Below are 16,055 nucleotides of genomic sequence, written 5' to 3'. Positions count from 1 at the left end.
TAAGTTAATTAGGAGATGAAATGATCGACCAAAAAGTCATCGTAGCACTGGATTATGACAACCAAGCGGACGCATTTGCCTTTGTAGATCGTATTGACCCTGCGTCATGCCGTCTGAAAGTAGGCAAAGAAATGTTTACGCTGTTTGGTCCTGATTTCGTCAAAGAGCTGCATAAGCGCGGCTTCTCTGTTTTCCTTGATCTGAAATTCCACGATATTCCAAACACTTGTTCGAAGGCGGTACGTGCCGCAGCAGAGATGGGTGTATGGATGGTTAACGTACACGCCAGTGGTGGTGAACGTATGATGGCTGCGTCACGTGAAATCCTCGAGCCGTATGGCAAAGATCGTCCGCTACTCATTGGTGTGACGGTATTAACCAGTATGGAGCAAAGTGATCTTGCGGGCATCGGTTTAGATATGGCACCAAAAGATCAAGTGATTCGTCTTGCAAGCTTAACCAAGAATGCTGGTCTAGATGGTGTGGTTTGTTCAGCGCATGAGTCGTTGATGCTGAAAGCTGAGCTAGGCCAAGAGTTCAAATTGATCACTCCGGGCATTCGCCCTGCAGGCTCAGAACAAGGCGATCAGCGCCGAATCATGACGCCAGTAGAAGCGATTCAAGCCGGCTCTGATTACCTTGTTATTGGTCGTCCTATCACGCAAGCTATCAATCCAGCCCAAGTTTTGGCTGAGATTAACGCGACACTAGCGTAGTCGTACTGGCACTTAGCGAGATTAGATTGAAAAGAGGTCAGCGAGAGCTGGCCTTTTGTTATATCGGCTCTCTAAATGCTTATTAGAAATGATAAAAAAGGCCGCAGATGCGACCTTTGGTATGAGCTATTGAGAATAGTAGGGCAGTGTTTACCACTTCTTCTTTTCACCGAATAGAACGTCCATATCTTCTTCACGCTCTTTGTCAGCGATTTGCTGCAATTCGGTTGCGCTTTGATTCTGACGGCGCTTTTCAATCTCATCATACATAGTTTGCAGCTTTTCACGCGCTGTGGCTGAGTAAGCATCATTTTTGGTTGCTAGGACATCTAAGCCTTTACGCAACAATTGAATCGCCGTGCCCGGTTGACCACGAACAATCGCATCTTTGGAACGCTTTACCACGTTTTCGATGTTAATGCGTACTTGAATGCCTTCAAGGCGCGCATTTTCGGCGACGTATGCTTCGGTATCAAAGCGACCTTTGTTGTGTTCATTACGCACGGTGTCACGTAGACGTTTAACCAATTTCAGCATCACAATCGCTTGTTTATCGCTGCTTGGAACTTTGAATGCAGCGCTTTCGCCACCTTGAAAATTCGTTTTCAGGTTTTCGATCTGCTGCTTTACGTGTTCGACTCTTTGCTCAAGTTGCTTATTCTTAGGATCCAGCTCATGCATGTTTTGCACCGCGTCAAGAATACGGTTGTTGAGGCAAAGCAATAATTCTTTGCTGAAAGGCATGTGATGGGCGTGCCCAATCAACTCTTCAGTGGCATCGATGATTGCAATATAGCGCGCGCTTTCTTGTTTTCTCGCCGTAGCAACTTTTGCGTTGTATTGGAGAATGATGTTGTAACCGAGAACAAGTACCAACAAGATGGCGACTAAAGCAATGATTAAACCAATATTCATAAATTCCGTTATCTTTAGTTTATGATGGCTAGCCAGTAAGCATACACGATTCTGCTAGCCTAAGGCACCAAATATTCTGACACTCCGCTATTATTGCGTGTTGCTGGTTTGATTCATATTGAAAAGATAATTTCAGACGAGAAACTGAGCTTTCGATTGCAAAATTTGTGTTTATAAATTCAACATAGCCTTGTTAATCGGGGGAAATGGGCATTTTCGCTACCAATTTCATCTCAGAGGCGTTATAACTAAATATTATAATCTATGTAACGAATTCTTGAACTCTCTCACTATAGAGTGATGACTTTGTTATATTAATCTGCACGTCGATAAGGGATTACGAGGTCGAGAATGAAGTTACAACAACTGAAGTACATTGTTGAAGTAGTCAATCACAATTTAAACGTATCCGCTACCGCAGAGAGTCTATTCACCTCTCAGCCAGGCATCAGTAAACAAGTTCGTTTATTGGAAGATGAACTGGGTATTCAAATCTTTGAGCGCAGCGGTAAACACTTAACTCAAGTGACTACGGCGGGCGAAGATATTGTCCGTATTTCACAAGAAATTTTGGCTCGCGTTGAGAGCATTAAAGCGGTCGCTGGTGAGCATACTCACCCTGAGATGGGTACATTGAATATCTCAACTACGCATACTCAAGCTCGTTATGCGCTGCCAGATGTGATTAAGGGCTTTACTGCTCGTTACCCAAAAGTGTCGTTGCACATGCATCAGGGCACGCCAAGCCAGATGTCTGAGGCGATTGCCAAGGGCACCGCTAACTTTGCGATTGCGACTGAAGCGCTGCACCTTTACCAAGATGCGATTATGCTGCCGTGTTATCACTGGAACCGCTCAATTGTGGTGCCTAAAGATCATGCTCTGGCGCAAAAAGCCAAAGTGACGATTGAAGATCTTGCTTCGTACCCGTTGGTCACGTATGTATTTGGCTTTACTGGTCGCTCAGAGTTGGATACCGCGTTTAACAAAGTAGGTTTGACACCAAAAGTGGTCTTCACGGCAACCGATGCCGATGTGATTAAGACCTATGTACGTATGGGTATGGGCGTAGGTGTGATTGCGAGTATGGCGATCGACAAAGAACAAGATCATGATTTGGTTGCGATTGATGCTAGTCATATCTTCAGTGCCAGCACCACCAGTATTGGCTTCCGCCGTGGTACTTTCTTGCGCTCGTATATGTTCGACTTCATGGTGCGCTTTGCACCACACTTAACCCGTCCAGTGGTTGAACAAGCATTGTCGCTTAAATCGAGTGCAGAAATTGAAGAAATGTTCAAAGACATCGAATTGCCAGTGCGTTAATTCACTATAAAATCACGTCACTTCCCTCTAAACTTAGCGCCTCGCAACGTGGCTCATTAGAGGGAAGCATGCATACTCTATTTAACTCCATCGATACATACCTTCTTCAGCATCAAGATTATTGGCGCTTTGAGCCATTTTTTGTCTCACAAAATTCCGAGTTGCCTTGGCAGCAAAGTCACCCCTCTTTATGTCAATGGCTGAACGCTCTTACGGATGAACAAATTGAGTTCTATAAGCAAAACCAGCAAGCACTGGTTGAAGCGGTTAGCGGTTATTTTCCCGATTTAGCTAATTTTTTGGCGCAATTGGTGGTGCCTTCGGTCACGCTGCATGGCTTGTCGCTCACGCGTGGCGTGGATAACGGCATTCCCGGGCGTAAGCTGGCGCAAATTACCGCGATGGGTGAAGCTGCGCTGCAAAATCATCAAGCACAAGAGTGGCTGGAGTGGTGTTCTGGCAAAGGCTTCTTAGGGCGTATTTTGGCTAGTCAAAGCCAACAAAAAGTCACCAGCCTTGAGTATCAAGCGCCGTTGTGTCACTCCGGTCAGCAAGAAGCGGATAAGCAAGGGCTATCAATGACGTTTGTGCATGGTGATGCGCTGAGTGATGAAGTTGATAAAGTCTTTAACTCTGGGCAGCATGCGGTTGCGCTACATGCGTGTGGTGATCTGCATGCCACTTTACTTGAGAAGGGGGTTGCTCACCATCTGTCGGCGATGACTATTTCACCATGCTGCTATCACTTAACGGCTAGCGAGCACTACGGAGCGCTCTCAACGTTAGGTCGCCATTCTGCTCTTAGACTTAACCAATCAGAACTGCGTATACCATTACAAGAGTTAGTTACGGGAGGCGAACGAGTTAAACGCCATCGTCTTTTGGAAATGAGTTATCGTTTAGGCTTGGATATATTGTTGCGACAAGAGCTTGGTTTTGCGGACTATCAACCTGTACCGAGTATTAAAAAATCACAGCTATCTTCGGGCTTTGTGCCGTTTTGCCAATGGGCTGCAGAACAGAAAGGGTTTACTTTGCCGCAATGTGATTTTGACGCTTATTTACAGCAAGGCACCAAACGCTATTGGCAAATGGAAAAATTGAGCTTAATTCAGCAGTTGTTTAAACGCGCGATTGAGTTGTGGTTGGTGCTCGATAAAGCGCTCTATCTGCAGCAAAGTGGCTATAAGGTGACTGTGAGTGAATTTTGCAGTCGCGAAGTGACGCCAAGAAATCTGCTGATCCAAGCTCAGCGTGAATGATGACTCACCAAATGTGATGAAAATAACCTATTCGCAATAGAAAGAGAGGATAAATATAAACATTCACCCCTCTTTTTGTTGTTTGGATGTTAAAACTTGCTTCCAATTTGTTTTACTAATTGGTAATAATTAGTGATGCGCACAAAAAGTGTGCAGATATAACAAAAAATATTAGCCAGTATGATAGGCACACACAACATCCAAACCATTGCTTAAATCAAGGAGTTAAGATGAAAGCAGGCAAAGTCATCGCAACCGCCGTTCTTGCGAGTGCGGCATTACTCTCTTCTCAAGGCATCTTGGCGAAAACCGCCACGGTTGCTGTTTCACAAATCGTTGAGCACCCAGCACTAGATGCGACTCGTGAAGGTCTGATTGATGGCCTTAAAGCACGCGGCTATGAGCAAGGAAAAAACCTCGAATTTGATTATAAAACCGCGCAAGGTAATCCAGCTATTGCAGTGCAAATCGCCCGTCAATTTGTCGGTGAAAGACCTGATGTGTTAGTCGGCATTGCAACACCTACAGCACAGGCTTTGGTTGCCGCCACGCGTGATATTCCGGTTGTCTTTACTGCTGTGACTGATCCTGTTGGTGCTAAATTGGTTAATCAACTTGAGCAGCCGGGTAAAAATGTCACCGGTCTGTCGGACCTGTCTCCAGTAGCCCAGCACGTAGAACTGATTAAAGAATTACTGCCTGATGTTAAGACGATTGGTGTAGTGTACAACCCAGGTGAAGCAAACGCCGTAGCCTTGGTTAATCTACTTAAAGAAAGCGCTCAACAACATGGTCTTGAAATTGTTGAAGCGACAGCGTTGAAGAGCGCAGATGTACAATCAGCAACGCAAGTGATTGCCGCTAAATCTGATGTTATTTACGCCGCCACTGACAATACTGTTGCGAGTGCATTTGAAGGCATGATTGTCGCTGCAAACCAATCAAAAACACCCGTGTTAGGTGGTGCTACGTCTTATGTTGAAAAGGGCGCTATCGCTGCACTTGGCTTTGATTATTACCAAGTTGGTGTACAAACGGCCGCTTATGTAGCGGATATTCTCGAAGGTAAAGCGCCGGGGACTTTAGATGTTAAAGTTGCTAAAGGGTCGGATTTGGTGGTTAACACTCAAGTCGCGCAAGATCTTGGTATCGAGATTCCTCAGTCTGTTTTAGAGCGCGCAACCAGCGTTAAGTAAAGCATCGCAATGATGGGGCAATACTCGTGTTGCCCATTTTGCCAATCGAGGGTGATTTTAATCATCGTTTAGATTGGTATTAAGCAGAGAAGGGAGTTCGTATGTCTGCTTTTGCATTTTTCGGTGCGCTTGAAATTGGCCTGGTTTATGGCTTGGTAGCGCTAGGCGTTTACCTAACTTTTCGCGTACTTGATTTTCCTGACCTGAGTGTTGATGGTAGCTTTCCGATGGGCGCAGCCGTTGCGGCCACTGCGATTGTTGCTGGAATCAACCCTTGGCTTGCCACAGGTATGGCAGTGATTGCTGGCGCAATGACGGGTTGGGTGACGGCTTTTTTAGCGGTTCGCTGTGGTATTTTGCATCTTTTAGCTTCAATTTTGACGATGATCGCGGCGTTCTCAATTAACATTCGCATCATGGGGGGGCCGAATACACCACTACTTGGGCAAGAAACTATTTTAACCCCGTTTGAAGCACTGGCTGATCCGGTTTACATACGTCCATTAGTGGTCGGTGTGTTGGTACTCATTTCTGCCTGGTTTGTCGTGCGTCTGCTAAATAGTGATTTTGGCCTTGGTCTTCGTGCGACTGGTGTTAACGCGCGCATGGTTTCCGCTCAAGGCGGTAGTACGTCTTTCTATACCTACTTTGGCCTAGCACTTTCCAACGGTTTTGTTGGCTTTGCTGGTGCGCTATTTGCTCAAACCAATAGTTTTGCTGATGTAACTTCGGGTGTCGGTACGATTGTGGTGGGTCTCGCTGCGGTCATCCTAGGGCAAACCCTGATCCCAGGCCGTAAAATTTGGATTGCAGTGGTCGCGGTGATTGTCGGTTCGGTACTTTATCGACTCGCGGTTGCGTTTGCGTTGAGCTCTGGCATGTTTGGCCTTCAAGCCTCGGATCTGAATCTTGTCACGGCGGTTTTGGTCGCGCTGGCGCTGATTGCTCCAAAAGTGAGGAGTAATATGCGAGCAAAAAAGCGTAGCTCGTCCAGTGTGGCGACGACAGAAACCAAAGGATCAGGAGAAGTAGTATGATTCGACTAGAAGATATTCAAGTCACTTTTAATCCGGGTACCGTTCTCGAAAACAGAGCGTTGAAAGGGATTAATTTGGAAGTGCCAGAGCATCAGTTTCTGACGGTGATCGGCTCGAATGGAGCAGGTAAGTCGACTCTGCTTGGCGCTGTGACCGGAGAAACTCCAATTGTTGGAGGACGGGTGTTGATTGATGAGCTTAACGTTACCCGCCAAACCGTCGCTCAACGTGCCAATCAATGTGCGCGCGTGTTTCAAGATCCTCTCGCTGGTACCTGTGGCGATCTGACGATTGAAGAGAATATGGCGCTGGCTTACATGCGTGGAAAACGTCGTGGTTGGAGTCATTCACTTTCAACCAATCGCCGTAAATTGTTCCAAGAACGAATCAGTATTCTTGGCCTTGGCTTGGAAGATCGCCTTGGTGACAATATTGGTTTACTTTCTGGGGGGCAGCGTCAAGCGGTGAGCTTGGTGATGGCAACGTTATCAGAGAGTAAACTGTTGTTACTTGACGAGCATACCGCAGCACTAGACCCTCGTATGGCCGCTTTTGTGCTGGATCTGACGCGACGTATTATCAGTGAATTTAATCTCACCGTAATGATGGTCACGCACTCAATGAAAGATGCACTCGCCTGTGGTGATCGCACGGTGATGCTGCATCAGGGTGAAATTGTGTTGGATGTGACAGGTGAAGAGCGCGCGAACATGGCAGTACCAGATTTACTGGAGATGTTCTCCAAAGTGCGCGGTGAAGAGTTGGCTGATGATAGCTTACTATTAAGCTAAGCAAATAGAGTCATCAATTTGGTTAGAACATTGAGTTAGAACCATGAAAAAACCCATCATAGCGGGCGCGATGATGGGTTTCTTTTTATTGTTAGGCATTGATTCGCTATGGCGATCTCAATAACTTATGCCTGTAGACTGTCTCGGTAGTGCTTGATGCGTTCAACAATCGGCTCAGCTTTGTTGAAGGTGCGAATTTCACGGAATAAGTCTGCCGCTTCAGGGTATTGATTACGTAAGTAAGCGAACCACTGCTTGATGCGATTTGGGTAGTACAACCCTTTATCGCCTTTCATTTCATACTGCGAGTATACCAACATCAATTCGACCACTTCTGACCATGGCATGATAGTCGCGTTGTGTTTGACTACGTTACCTAGGTTTGGCACGTTAAAAGCGCCACGGCACACCATCAGGGAGTCGACCCCGGTGGTTTCAATGCACGCTTGTCCCGCTTGGTAATCCCAAATTTCACCGTTGGCAATCAGTGGAATAGAGCTACGTTGGCGAATTTGGTTAATGTAATCCCACTTAATTTCGCTGGCTTTATAACCACCTGATTTGGTACGAGCATGCACGGTAAGCTCATTCGCTCCCGCTGATTCAATCGCACTGACAATCTCAAAGCAATCATCTGGGTTTTCCCAACCTAAACGGATTTTTGCTGTGACAGGAATAGACTGATCAACCGCATCGCGACAGGCTTTAACGACGCTATGAATTAGCTCTGGGTGCTGTAGTAGCGCCGCTCCGCCTTTACTTTTGTTGACCAGCTTGGCTGGGCAACCGAAGTTAAGGTCAATACCACGAGCGCCAAGTTCAGCCGCCACTACCGCGTTTTCGGCCATCCAGTGTGGATCTTGTCCAAGCAATTGAATATGAACGGGCACACCCGATTTGGTTTGTGAGCCTTGATCTAATTCAGGACAAAGACGCTTAAAGACGTGTTCGGGTAAGCGCTGATCGACCACGCGCACAAACTCAGTGACACACAGATCGTAGTCATTGATGTCTGTTAAAATCTCACGCATTAGGTGATCTAAAACGCCCTCCATAGGGCCCAAAACAACTCGCATACAAAAACGCCTCCAGTTAGGGAGGCGTGATTTTAGAGGTTCACTTACTAAATGTCACTAAAAGGAAGGGCGCTCGGTTGTTTGATTTAGTTTTCCAGTCAGTGGTTCGTAATAGAGAATCGGTAATTTTTCATCGATTGAAAAGCTTGGTGTGTAGTAGTAGTAACATTCATCTGCACCAGTATACCAACTAACAATATCCGTAGAGGAAGGTAATACAACTCCTGAGCCTTCATGTTGAGCTCTTATGGTTAAATCGTTATTGGTTAAGGCATGCCATAGGTTGACACAATCCTCACCACGGATGGCATTCGAACTAGAGCTACCAGATGGGATTGGAGCATGACCAATAGAAATAGGAAAGCCTGTGGATGAAGGGTAGATATCGCCTTCACCATAGTCGACAACATTACTTGTTTCGCCTTCGGTTAACCATTTTGAGTGGTACATTTGCACGGCATTTTCAAAGCTTGCAAATGCCGCATCGGCACGAGCAAGATGAGCATCTCTTTGATAGCTGACAAAACGAGGAAATGCGACCACCGCAAGGATCGCAAGGATCACGATGACCACCACCAGCTCGATGAGCGTAAAGCCGGATTGATTATTCTTATTCATAGTATTTTCGCAGCAAGATATAAATGTAAATATTTGTTTCGGGCGGATAATGCGCTAATTTTGGACAAAATAAAAGTCAATCTTGTGTAAAATTTATTCAATTCAGCTGAGGTTCATTTACGTTTGCTAGGCTTGCTAATCAGTGACCGAAGAACGTCGGCAAGGTATAATCACCAGCTACGAATTTTAGAATGAATAATGTAATGAAATATCAACTAGCCTCATTAGCCCAAACCACTCATCAAGAATCGTCTATGTTTGTTGAAGGCGTAGTACTTGCCGCCAACATGGCCACCAAAGCATTACAACCAGAAACTTGGTTAGCCGATGTGTTTGGTGAGAGCAGTGATGAGCTTAACAAGGTGATCGTCGGCCAGATTAACCACCAATACAGTTTCTTGAAGTGCAACGAATATTCATTACTCGATTTAACTCAAGGTGAAGAACAGCAAGCGCAGTTGGCTGAGTTTGCTCAAGGCTTTATGACGCTATGGCCAACCATTGAAACTCAATGGCTTGAGACCAATATTAGTGATGGCACGATGCGCATGCTGCAAGCGCTACTTACCACCTTTATGCTGGCAATTGATCAAGAACAAACCCAAGCGCAGATGAAAGAAGCGGGTATTGAGACACCACCGGCGTTGGCGGACTTCATCGACCAACTGGATTTAATGATCAATGAAGTGGCACTAGCGGCAGATGAGTCGTTAGTGGGTGCCAAAGGCCAAAGTGTCAATCCATACAAAGAGATTGGCCGCAATGATCCTTGCAACTGTGGCAGCGGCAAAAAATTTAAGCAGTGCTGCGGGAAATAGTCGCAACAAAGTGGATTTTCTTCGGTCATAACTCAATTGCTGACACGCTAACACAGTCTTATTCGACGTCTTAGCGGTGTCGGTTGGGGCGATAACCATCAGTTGAACAAATTTCAGGAATGAAACCATGAAAAAAACATTACTACTGCTTTTGACTAGTTTCTCGGTATGGGCAACTCCGCAACAAGAGCTGAGTGACCGTCTACAAAAAACAGAGGGATTTAGTGCGGACTTCTCGCAACAGGTAGTTAGTCCTGAAGGGGAAGTGGTGATGGAAGGGCAAGGTGATGTAGAAATTGCACGCCCAAGTCTATTCCGTTGGACCACGACGTTACCGGATGAAAATGTGCTGGTTTCTGATGGTAAAACCTTGTGGTATTACAGCCCATTTATTGAGCAAGTGAGCATTTATTGGCAGGAGCAAGCGACACAGCAAACACCATTTGTATTGCTAACTCGTAATCGTGCCAGCGATTGGGATAACTACCACGTTAGCCAGCAAGGCGACATGTTCACGCTTACACCAACCGCATTAGATAGCAATCAAGGTCAGTTTAAACTGGAAATTGACACCAAAGGGGCGGTTAAAGGTTTCCAAGTGATTGAGCAAGATGGCCAAACAAGCAATTTTAGCTTTACTAATATTGATCTGAACAAGCCTAAGGCGGATCGCTTTACCTTTACTATTCCGCAAGGTGTAGAGGTGGACGACCAAAGGAACTAATCGTTGAGTAATTACTTATTTGATTTTTCAGGGGACGAAGATTTTCGTCCCCTTGCAGCACGAATGCGCCCACAAACGTTGGATCAATATATTGGTCAGCAACATATTTTGGGGGTGGGTAAGCCGCTGCGCCGAGCGCTAGAGGCGGGCCATATCCATTCAATGATCTTATGGGGACCACCTGGTACTGGCAAGACAACCTTGGCTGAAGTGGCGGCAAATTATGCCAATGCCGAAGTTGAGCGTGTATCTGCGGTCACTTCCGGTGTGAAAGAGATCCGAGCGGCAATTGAGCGTGCGCGTGAGAATAAACTTGCCGGTCGCCGTACCATCTTGTTTGTGGATGAGGTGCATCGCTTCAATAAATCTCAACAAGATGCTTTTCTGCCACATATCGAAGATGGCACAGTGACGTTTATTGGCGCCACCACAGAAAACCCATCGTTTGAGCTTAACAACGCATTGCTTTCTCGTGCACGAGTCTACAAGCTGACCTCATTGGCTACTGCCGATATTAAATTGGCGCTGCAGCAAGCGATTGGCGATAAAGAACGCGGTTTAGGCGATGTGCCAGCCTCGTTTGTTGATAATGTTCTCGATCGTTTAGCAGAGCTGGTCAATGGTGATGCGCGCATGTCGCTTAACTATCTTGAGTTGCTCTACGATATGGCGCAGGAAAATGAGCAAGGTGAAAAGCAGATTACCTTACCGTTGCTAGCGGAAGTGGCGGGTGAAAAAGTCTCACGCTTCGATAACAAAGGTGATATTTGGTACGATCTTATCTCTGCGGTACACAAATCGATTCGAGGCTCTAATCCTGATGCGGCTTTATATTGGTCGGCAAGAATGATCAGTGCAGGGTGCGATCCGCTGTATATCGCTCGCCGTTTATTGGCGATTGCTTCAGAAGATGTAGGTAATGCTGACCCACGAGCGATGCAAGTGGCCATTTCAGCTTGGGATTGTTTTACTCGACTTGGTCCCGCAGAGGGAAATCGAGCGATCGCTCAAGCGGTTGTTTACTTAGCGTGTGCACCGAAAAGTAATGCGGTGTATACGGCTTGGGCACAAGCTCTGACGGATGCACACAACTTACCTGAGTATGAAGTGCCGCATCATTTACGCAATGCACCGACCAATTTAATGAAAGATCTTGGCTATGGCGCGGAGTATCGTTACGCCCATGATGAGCCAGGAGCTTATGCCGCTGGCGAGCAGTATTTGCCGCCAGAAATGTTAGGCAGACGTTACTATCAACCGAGTAATCGCGGTTTAGAAAGCAAAATCGGCGAAAAGTTAGATTACTTGGCGAATTTAGACGCAAATAGCCCACAAAAGCGCTATGAAAAGTAGCCGTTTTTGGATACATTTATTCGGTTAAATTATATAACGCGTGTGTGTGGAACGTACGCGTGTTTTCACAACTCAAAGCATAGGATTAACAATGCTGGATTCTAAATTACTTCGTACAGAGCTGGATGATACAGCTGCTAAACTGGCGCGCCGTGGCTTTAAGCTAGACGTAGAGACAATCCGTACCCTTGAAGAACAACGCAAGTCGATTCAAGTCGAAGTTGAAAATTTACAATCCACGCGTAACTCGATCTCCAAGCAAATTGGCCAAAAAATGGCAGCTGGCGATAAAGAGGGTGCTGAAGAGATTAAAAAGCAAATTGGAACTCTTGGTAGCGATCTTGAAGCGAAAAAAGTTGAACTTGATGCAGTAATGGCACAACTAGACGAAATTACGCTATCTCTACCAAACATCCCTTCTGATGAAGTGCCAGATGGTAAAGACGAAAATGATAACGTTGAAATTTCTCGTTGGGGTGAGCCAAAAGCTTACGACTTCGATCTGAAAGATCACGTTGATTTGGGCGAAATGGCTGATGGTCTTGATTTCGCAAGCGCGGTGAAAATCACCGGTGCTCGCTTCATCGTAATGAAAGGTCAGTTTGCACGTCTACACCGTGCGATTGCTCAGTTCATGCTAGACCTTCACACTGAAGAGCATGGCTACACTGAAATGTACGTGCCTTACCTTGTGAACTCAGACAGCTTGTTCGGTACTGGTCAGCTACCAAAATTTGGTAAAGACCTATTCCATACAGAGCCGCTAACTGAAAAAGTGAATGACGAAGAGCCACGTAAATTGTCACTCATCCCAACAGCGGAAGTACCAGTAACCAACCTAGTGCGTGACACTATTTCTGACGAAGCGGACCTACCACTTAAGATGACAGCGCATACTCCTTGTTTCCGTTCAGAAGCAGGCTCTTACGGTCGCGATACTCGCGGTCTTATCCGTATGCACCAATTCGACAAAGTGGAACTGGTACAAATCACTAAACCAGAAGATTCTATGGCTGCGCTAGAAGAGCTGACTGGTCACGCTGAGAAAGTACTGCAGTTGCTAGAACTTCCTTACCGTAAAGTTGTACTTTGTACTGGTGACATGGGCTTCGGTTCTCACAAAACTTACGATCTAGAAGTTTGGGTACCAGCACAAGAAACTTACCGTGAAATCTCTTCTTGTTCTAACATGTGGGATTTCCAGGCTCGCCGTATGCAAGCGCGTTTCCGTCGTAAAGGCGAGAAGAAACCTGAATTGGTTCACACGCTAAACGGTTCTGGCCTAGCGGTAGGCCGTACTATGGTTGCTATCCTAGAAAACAACCAAGAAGCTGATGGTCGCATCCGCATCCCAGCAGTACTGCAGAAATACATGAACGGTGCTGAATACATCGGTTAATCATTGATGGTAGATTGAAAAACCGGCTTTCGTAGCCGGTTTTTTTGTGCCTGTTATACAGGGGCGGTTGAAAGCGCATCATGTGATGTAAATTAACTGTCATTTTTATCAATTTGCGAGGTGAAACATGGCTGAGTTCGGCATGTTTCACTATGCTCTGCCGGGAAATGACAATGACAATGACAAGTCAAATAAAGTGTGTGCTCAAGTAGTAGGAGAGCGATGATATGACTGAATACGAAAAAATGACGCAAGGTCTGCTATTTGATGGCGCAGATGAAAGTCTCAACCACGTTCGAGATAAGGCATGTGCTGCTTTAGCGAAGTTTAATCAAGCGTCGGACGATCTTCAACGTACTCAACATTTGACGGCATTGCTCCACTCGTTGGGGGAAAACAGCATTGTTCGCGCGCCATTTTCTTGCGAGTTCGGTCAGACCGTGTCGATTGGCAGTCATACCTTCATTAATATGAATGCCACGTTGCTTGACGGGGCTTCAATCACGATTGGAGACCATGTGTTAATTGGGCCTAATGCTCAATTTTATACTGCCAGCCACTCATTGGATTATCGCAGTCGTCGCCAATGGGAAACCTTTTGTTTGCCGATCGTGGTGGAAGATGATGTTTGGATCGGGGGCAACGTGGTGATCAACCAAGGGGTTACCATCGGGGCTCGTTCGGTGATTGCGGCAAATTCTGTGGTCAATAAAAATGTCGAGCCAGACTGCTTGTATGGCGGCACGCCAGCTAAACTTATTCGTCGTTTAGACCACGATTAATATTCAGCTTAAATACAGTGAACAAAAGTAATCCAGTACATTCTTAAACGGTGAGAATAGAATAACCACTCATCTCGCCTTCGCGGTACCAAACTGGCATCATCGCCCAAAATGAAGAATGCTGTCTTCGCACAATAACGAGTAAACCATTTTGAATGCAGAACGCAAAGCTGTCCTAATTTTAATTTCCGCAACGGTCTTGTCGGCGTTCGGTTGGATATTTTCCAAGGAAACCATTCAAGGCTTGCCGCCTTTTGGTTTTGTCGGTTTAAGGTTTACCGTTGCGTCGTTATGTTTGTTGCCGTTTTGCTATAAAGCGCTGCGTCGTGCCAGTTGGCATGATATGCGTTCAGCCGCGATGGTGGGCTGTCTCCTTGCTATGGCACTAATGAGTTGGATTCATGCGATTTCTATCAGCGAAACGCTAGGTGAAGGTGCGTTTATCCTCAGTTTGTCGATGTTGATGGTGCCGTTTGTTGCGTGGATATTGTTTAAACAAAAACCGAAGCGCATCTTTTGGTTCTCGTTACCGATTGCCTTTATCGGCTTGGCATTTTTATCACTGAAAGATGGCTGGCAAGGCTCAACCAGCCAGTTTTGGTTCTTGCTCAATGCCATCATGTTGGCGATTTATTTCAACATCAATAGTAAGTACTCGCAGACTTTGCCGATCATGCTACTCACCTGTATTCAGTTGTTTGTTACTGGAATGATTGGCTTAGCCGCGAGTGCGTTGTTTGAGACAGTGCCTGTGTCGGTTGAACCATCAATTTGGGGGTGGTTTGCCGCCAGTACTATTTTGGCGACCGCGATGCGCTATGTCATGCAGACGATGGCGCAAAAGCAGATTAACCCAGGCAATGCGGCGCTCATTATGATTTTAGAGCCGGTATGGACAGTGTTTCTGAGTGTCATCTGGTATGGTGAAGAACTGTCTCGAAACAAGTTGATTGGTTGTGGTTTGATTCTGTTTTCTTTGATTCTTTATCGCACCGATGGCAAGTTGCCGATCCGGCGCAAAAAGATCTAGCTAAGATTATTACCATTACATAAAGGCATCATAATTGATGCCTTTATTCGTTTAGCTTTTTAGTATTGGGTAGGTAAAAACAATCAGGTGTAAAAAATTAAAGGCAAAATGAGCGAGGACGGCAGCCCACAACCGCCCTGAGAGATGAAAGATTAAACCGTAGCCAATTCCTGCCAACGTGGCAAAAAGCATCAGTAATACGCCGCCCGAAAAGTGCGCGAGTCCAAATAGGGCGCTTGCAATCATCAGCCCAGCCCAAACGCCGAGCTTATGAGTCAGTTGTTGTTGAATGTAACCTCGAAAGAGAGCTTCTTCTGCAATACAAGTGAGGAGCAAGTTATTAAGGGCAAACAGCCACCACCACGTTGGAATTGAAAATTCGTACTTGAGAGCCCCTAGCATTGCGGCTATTGGTAACAAAGAGAACAGCGCCAATAAAATCGCAATGATCGCCGGCTTATTGCTTGTACGTGCATTGCCAAGCAAAGCTGGATAGGCAAGCAGTAAAGTAAAGAAGGCCAAAGGCTTATCAAGGTTTAGATACATTGAAAATGGTTGGCTCTGTGGGCCTGATAATGCGTTATTAAGCACTTGTAGATTATCAAACCCAGGAATTTGGTGAAGAAATAAAGCGATATTCCAAACCACTAAAAAAAAGACCGCAAAGGGTTTGTATCGGTGTGGATGTTGGCGTATTAGCCAGGCAATGACAAACACCACTGCTACGGCACCCGCGGTGATAAGAGTGAGGCGATCATAGTAAATAGCTGCAATTAACGCGCTAATAAGCAGACCAATGGTCGCGATATGCTGCTGAGCAAACGCGGCAATGATTGCAGCAGCCAACACCAGCCAGAGCCAAATAGAGAGGTCGTAAAGCATAAATTGATTCGCATTTGTATTTAGATGAATCATCATGCTTGGGAAGTGAAATTTCGACAACAAGATATCGCTATTTGAAGAAAAAATAGTGAGCTTGCTGCCATAAAAAAACCGGCAATAAGGCCGGTTT

At 45.9% G+C, this 16,055-nt stretch carries 16 protein-coding genes; 12 read left to right on the top strand and 4 right to left on the bottom strand.

Going from position 1 to position 16,055, the window contains the following annotated elements; genetic code table 11:
• Positions 1-20 precede the first annotated feature (20 nt).
• The gene (gene pyrF / locus RH86_RS19070) at positions 21-716 is read left to right on the top strand and encodes an orotidine-5'-phosphate decarboxylase (protein ID WP_009388067.1); all 696 of its coding nucleotides are present in this window, start codon (positions 21-23) and stop codon (positions 714-716) included.
• A 150-nt stretch (positions 717-866) separates the two neighbouring features.
• On the opposite strand, the gene RH86_RS19065 is transcribed toward pyrF, so the two are convergent.
• Positions 867-1,631, bottom strand: a complete 765-nt coding sequence (locus RH86_RS19065) for a hypothetical protein (protein WP_005595896.1) — start codon at positions 1,629-1,631, stop codon at positions 867-869.
• Positions 1,632-1,982: 351 nt separating this feature from the next.
• Here RH86_RS19065 and cysB point away from each other — a divergent pair, with 351 nt between their 5' ends.
• The 5 genes from cysB to RH86_RS19040 all read left to right on the top strand — a co-directional run bounded on the left by cysB (position 1,983) and on the right by RH86_RS19040 (position 7,243).
• Positions 1,983-2,957: an HTH-type transcriptional regulator CysB gene (gene cysB / locus RH86_RS19060; RefSeq protein WP_005595897.1), complete on the top strand. Its 975-nt coding sequence runs from the start codon at positions 1,983-1,985 to the stop codon at positions 2,955-2,957.
• A 68-nt stretch (positions 2,958-3,025) separates the two neighbouring features.
• A complete protein-coding gene (locus RH86_RS19055; RefSeq protein ID WP_009388064.1) occupies positions 3,026-4,219 on the top strand; it encodes a methyltransferase in 1,194 nt (397 codons plus the stop codon).
• Positions 4,220-4,449: 230 nt separating this feature from the next.
• Positions 4,450-5,415: an ABC transporter substrate-binding protein gene (locus RH86_RS19050; RefSeq protein ID WP_009388062.1), complete on the top strand. Its 966-nt coding sequence runs from the start codon at positions 4,450-4,452 to the stop codon at positions 5,413-5,415.
• 101 nt (positions 5,416-5,516) lie between these two features.
• The gene (locus RH86_RS19045; RefSeq protein ID WP_009388057.1) at positions 5,517-6,452 is read left to right on the top strand and encodes an ABC transporter permease; all 936 of its coding nucleotides are present in this window, start codon (positions 5,517-5,519) and stop codon (positions 6,450-6,452) included.
• Positions 6,449-7,243 carry an ABC transporter ATP-binding protein gene (locus RH86_RS19040; RefSeq protein ID WP_005595903.1) on the top strand — a complete coding sequence of 265 codons (795 nt, stop codon included), beginning with the start codon at positions 6,449-6,451 and terminating at the stop codon, positions 7,241-7,243. The genes RH86_RS19045 and RH86_RS19040 overlap by 4 nt, the downstream gene beginning before the upstream one ends.
• Positions 7,244-7,368: 125 nt before the next feature.
• Here RH86_RS19040 and dusC read toward each other — a convergent pair whose 3' ends face one another.
• Together dusC and RH86_RS19030 are read right to left on the bottom strand one after the other, a co-directional pair.
• Positions 7,369-8,319: a tRNA dihydrouridine(16) synthase DusC gene (gene dusC / locus RH86_RS19035; protein WP_009388055.1), complete on the bottom strand. Its 951-nt coding sequence runs from the start codon at positions 8,317-8,319 to the stop codon at positions 7,369-7,371.
• 57 nt (positions 8,320-8,376) lie between these two features.
• Entirely contained in the window at positions 8,377-8,937 is a 561-nt protein-coding gene (locus RH86_RS19030) for a type II secretion system protein (RefSeq protein WP_009388053.1), read from the bottom strand.
• A 203-nt stretch (positions 8,938-9,140) separates the two neighbouring features.
• On the opposite strand from RH86_RS19030, the gene RH86_RS19025 reads away from it, so the two are divergent.
• The 6 genes from RH86_RS19025 (at position 9,141) to RH86_RS19000 (ending at position 15,043) form a co-directional block, all read left to right on the top strand.
• Entirely contained in the window at positions 9,141-9,755 is a 615-nt protein-coding gene (locus tag RH86_RS19025) for a YecA family protein (RefSeq protein ID WP_005595909.1), read from the top strand.
• A 127-nt stretch (positions 9,756-9,882) separates the two neighbouring features.
• Complete coding sequence (gene lolA, locus RH86_RS20340; protein WP_009388051.1) at positions 9,883-10,479, top strand: outer membrane lipoprotein chaperone LolA; 597 nt, start codon at positions 9,883-9,885, stop codon at positions 10,477-10,479.
• Positions 10,480-10,482: 3 nt separating this feature from the next.
• Entirely contained in the window at positions 10,483-11,832 is a 1,350-nt protein-coding gene (locus RH86_RS19015) for a replication-associated recombination protein A (RefSeq protein ID WP_009388050.1), read from the top strand.
• Between the two features lie 91 nt (positions 11,833-11,923).
• Positions 11,924-13,231: a serine--tRNA ligase gene (gene serS, locus RH86_RS19010; RefSeq protein ID WP_005595918.1), complete on the top strand. Its 1,308-nt coding sequence runs from the start codon at positions 11,924-11,926 to the stop codon at positions 13,229-13,231.
• 227 nt (positions 13,232-13,458) lie between these two features.
• Positions 13,459-14,013, top strand: coding sequence for a sugar O-acetyltransferase (locus RH86_RS19005; protein WP_009388048.1), 555 nt, complete (start codon positions 13,459-13,461; stop codon positions 14,011-14,013).
• A 151-nt stretch (positions 14,014-14,164) separates the two neighbouring features.
• Positions 14,165-15,043, top strand: a complete 879-nt coding sequence (locus RH86_RS19000) for a DMT family transporter (RefSeq protein ID WP_009388046.1) — start codon at positions 14,165-14,167, stop codon at positions 15,041-15,043.
• Between the two features lie 51 nt (positions 15,044-15,094).
• On the opposite strand, the gene RH86_RS18995 is transcribed toward RH86_RS19000, so the two are convergent.
• Positions 15,095-15,925 carry a CPBP family intramembrane glutamic endopeptidase gene (locus RH86_RS18995; RefSeq protein WP_038219964.1) on the bottom strand — a complete coding sequence of 277 codons (831 nt, stop codon included), beginning with the start codon at positions 15,923-15,925 and terminating at the stop codon, positions 15,095-15,097.
• Positions 15,926-16,055 lie beyond the last annotated feature (130 nt).

The sequence above is a fragment of the Vibrio sp. N418 genome (assembly GCF_000222565.1).
Classification (GTDB): Bacteria; Pseudomonadota; Gammaproteobacteria; order Enterobacterales; family Vibrionaceae; genus Vibrio; species Vibrio scophthalmi.
Note: the sequence above shows the minus strand (reverse complement) of the source record. Positions and strands in the feature narration are given on the sequence as shown.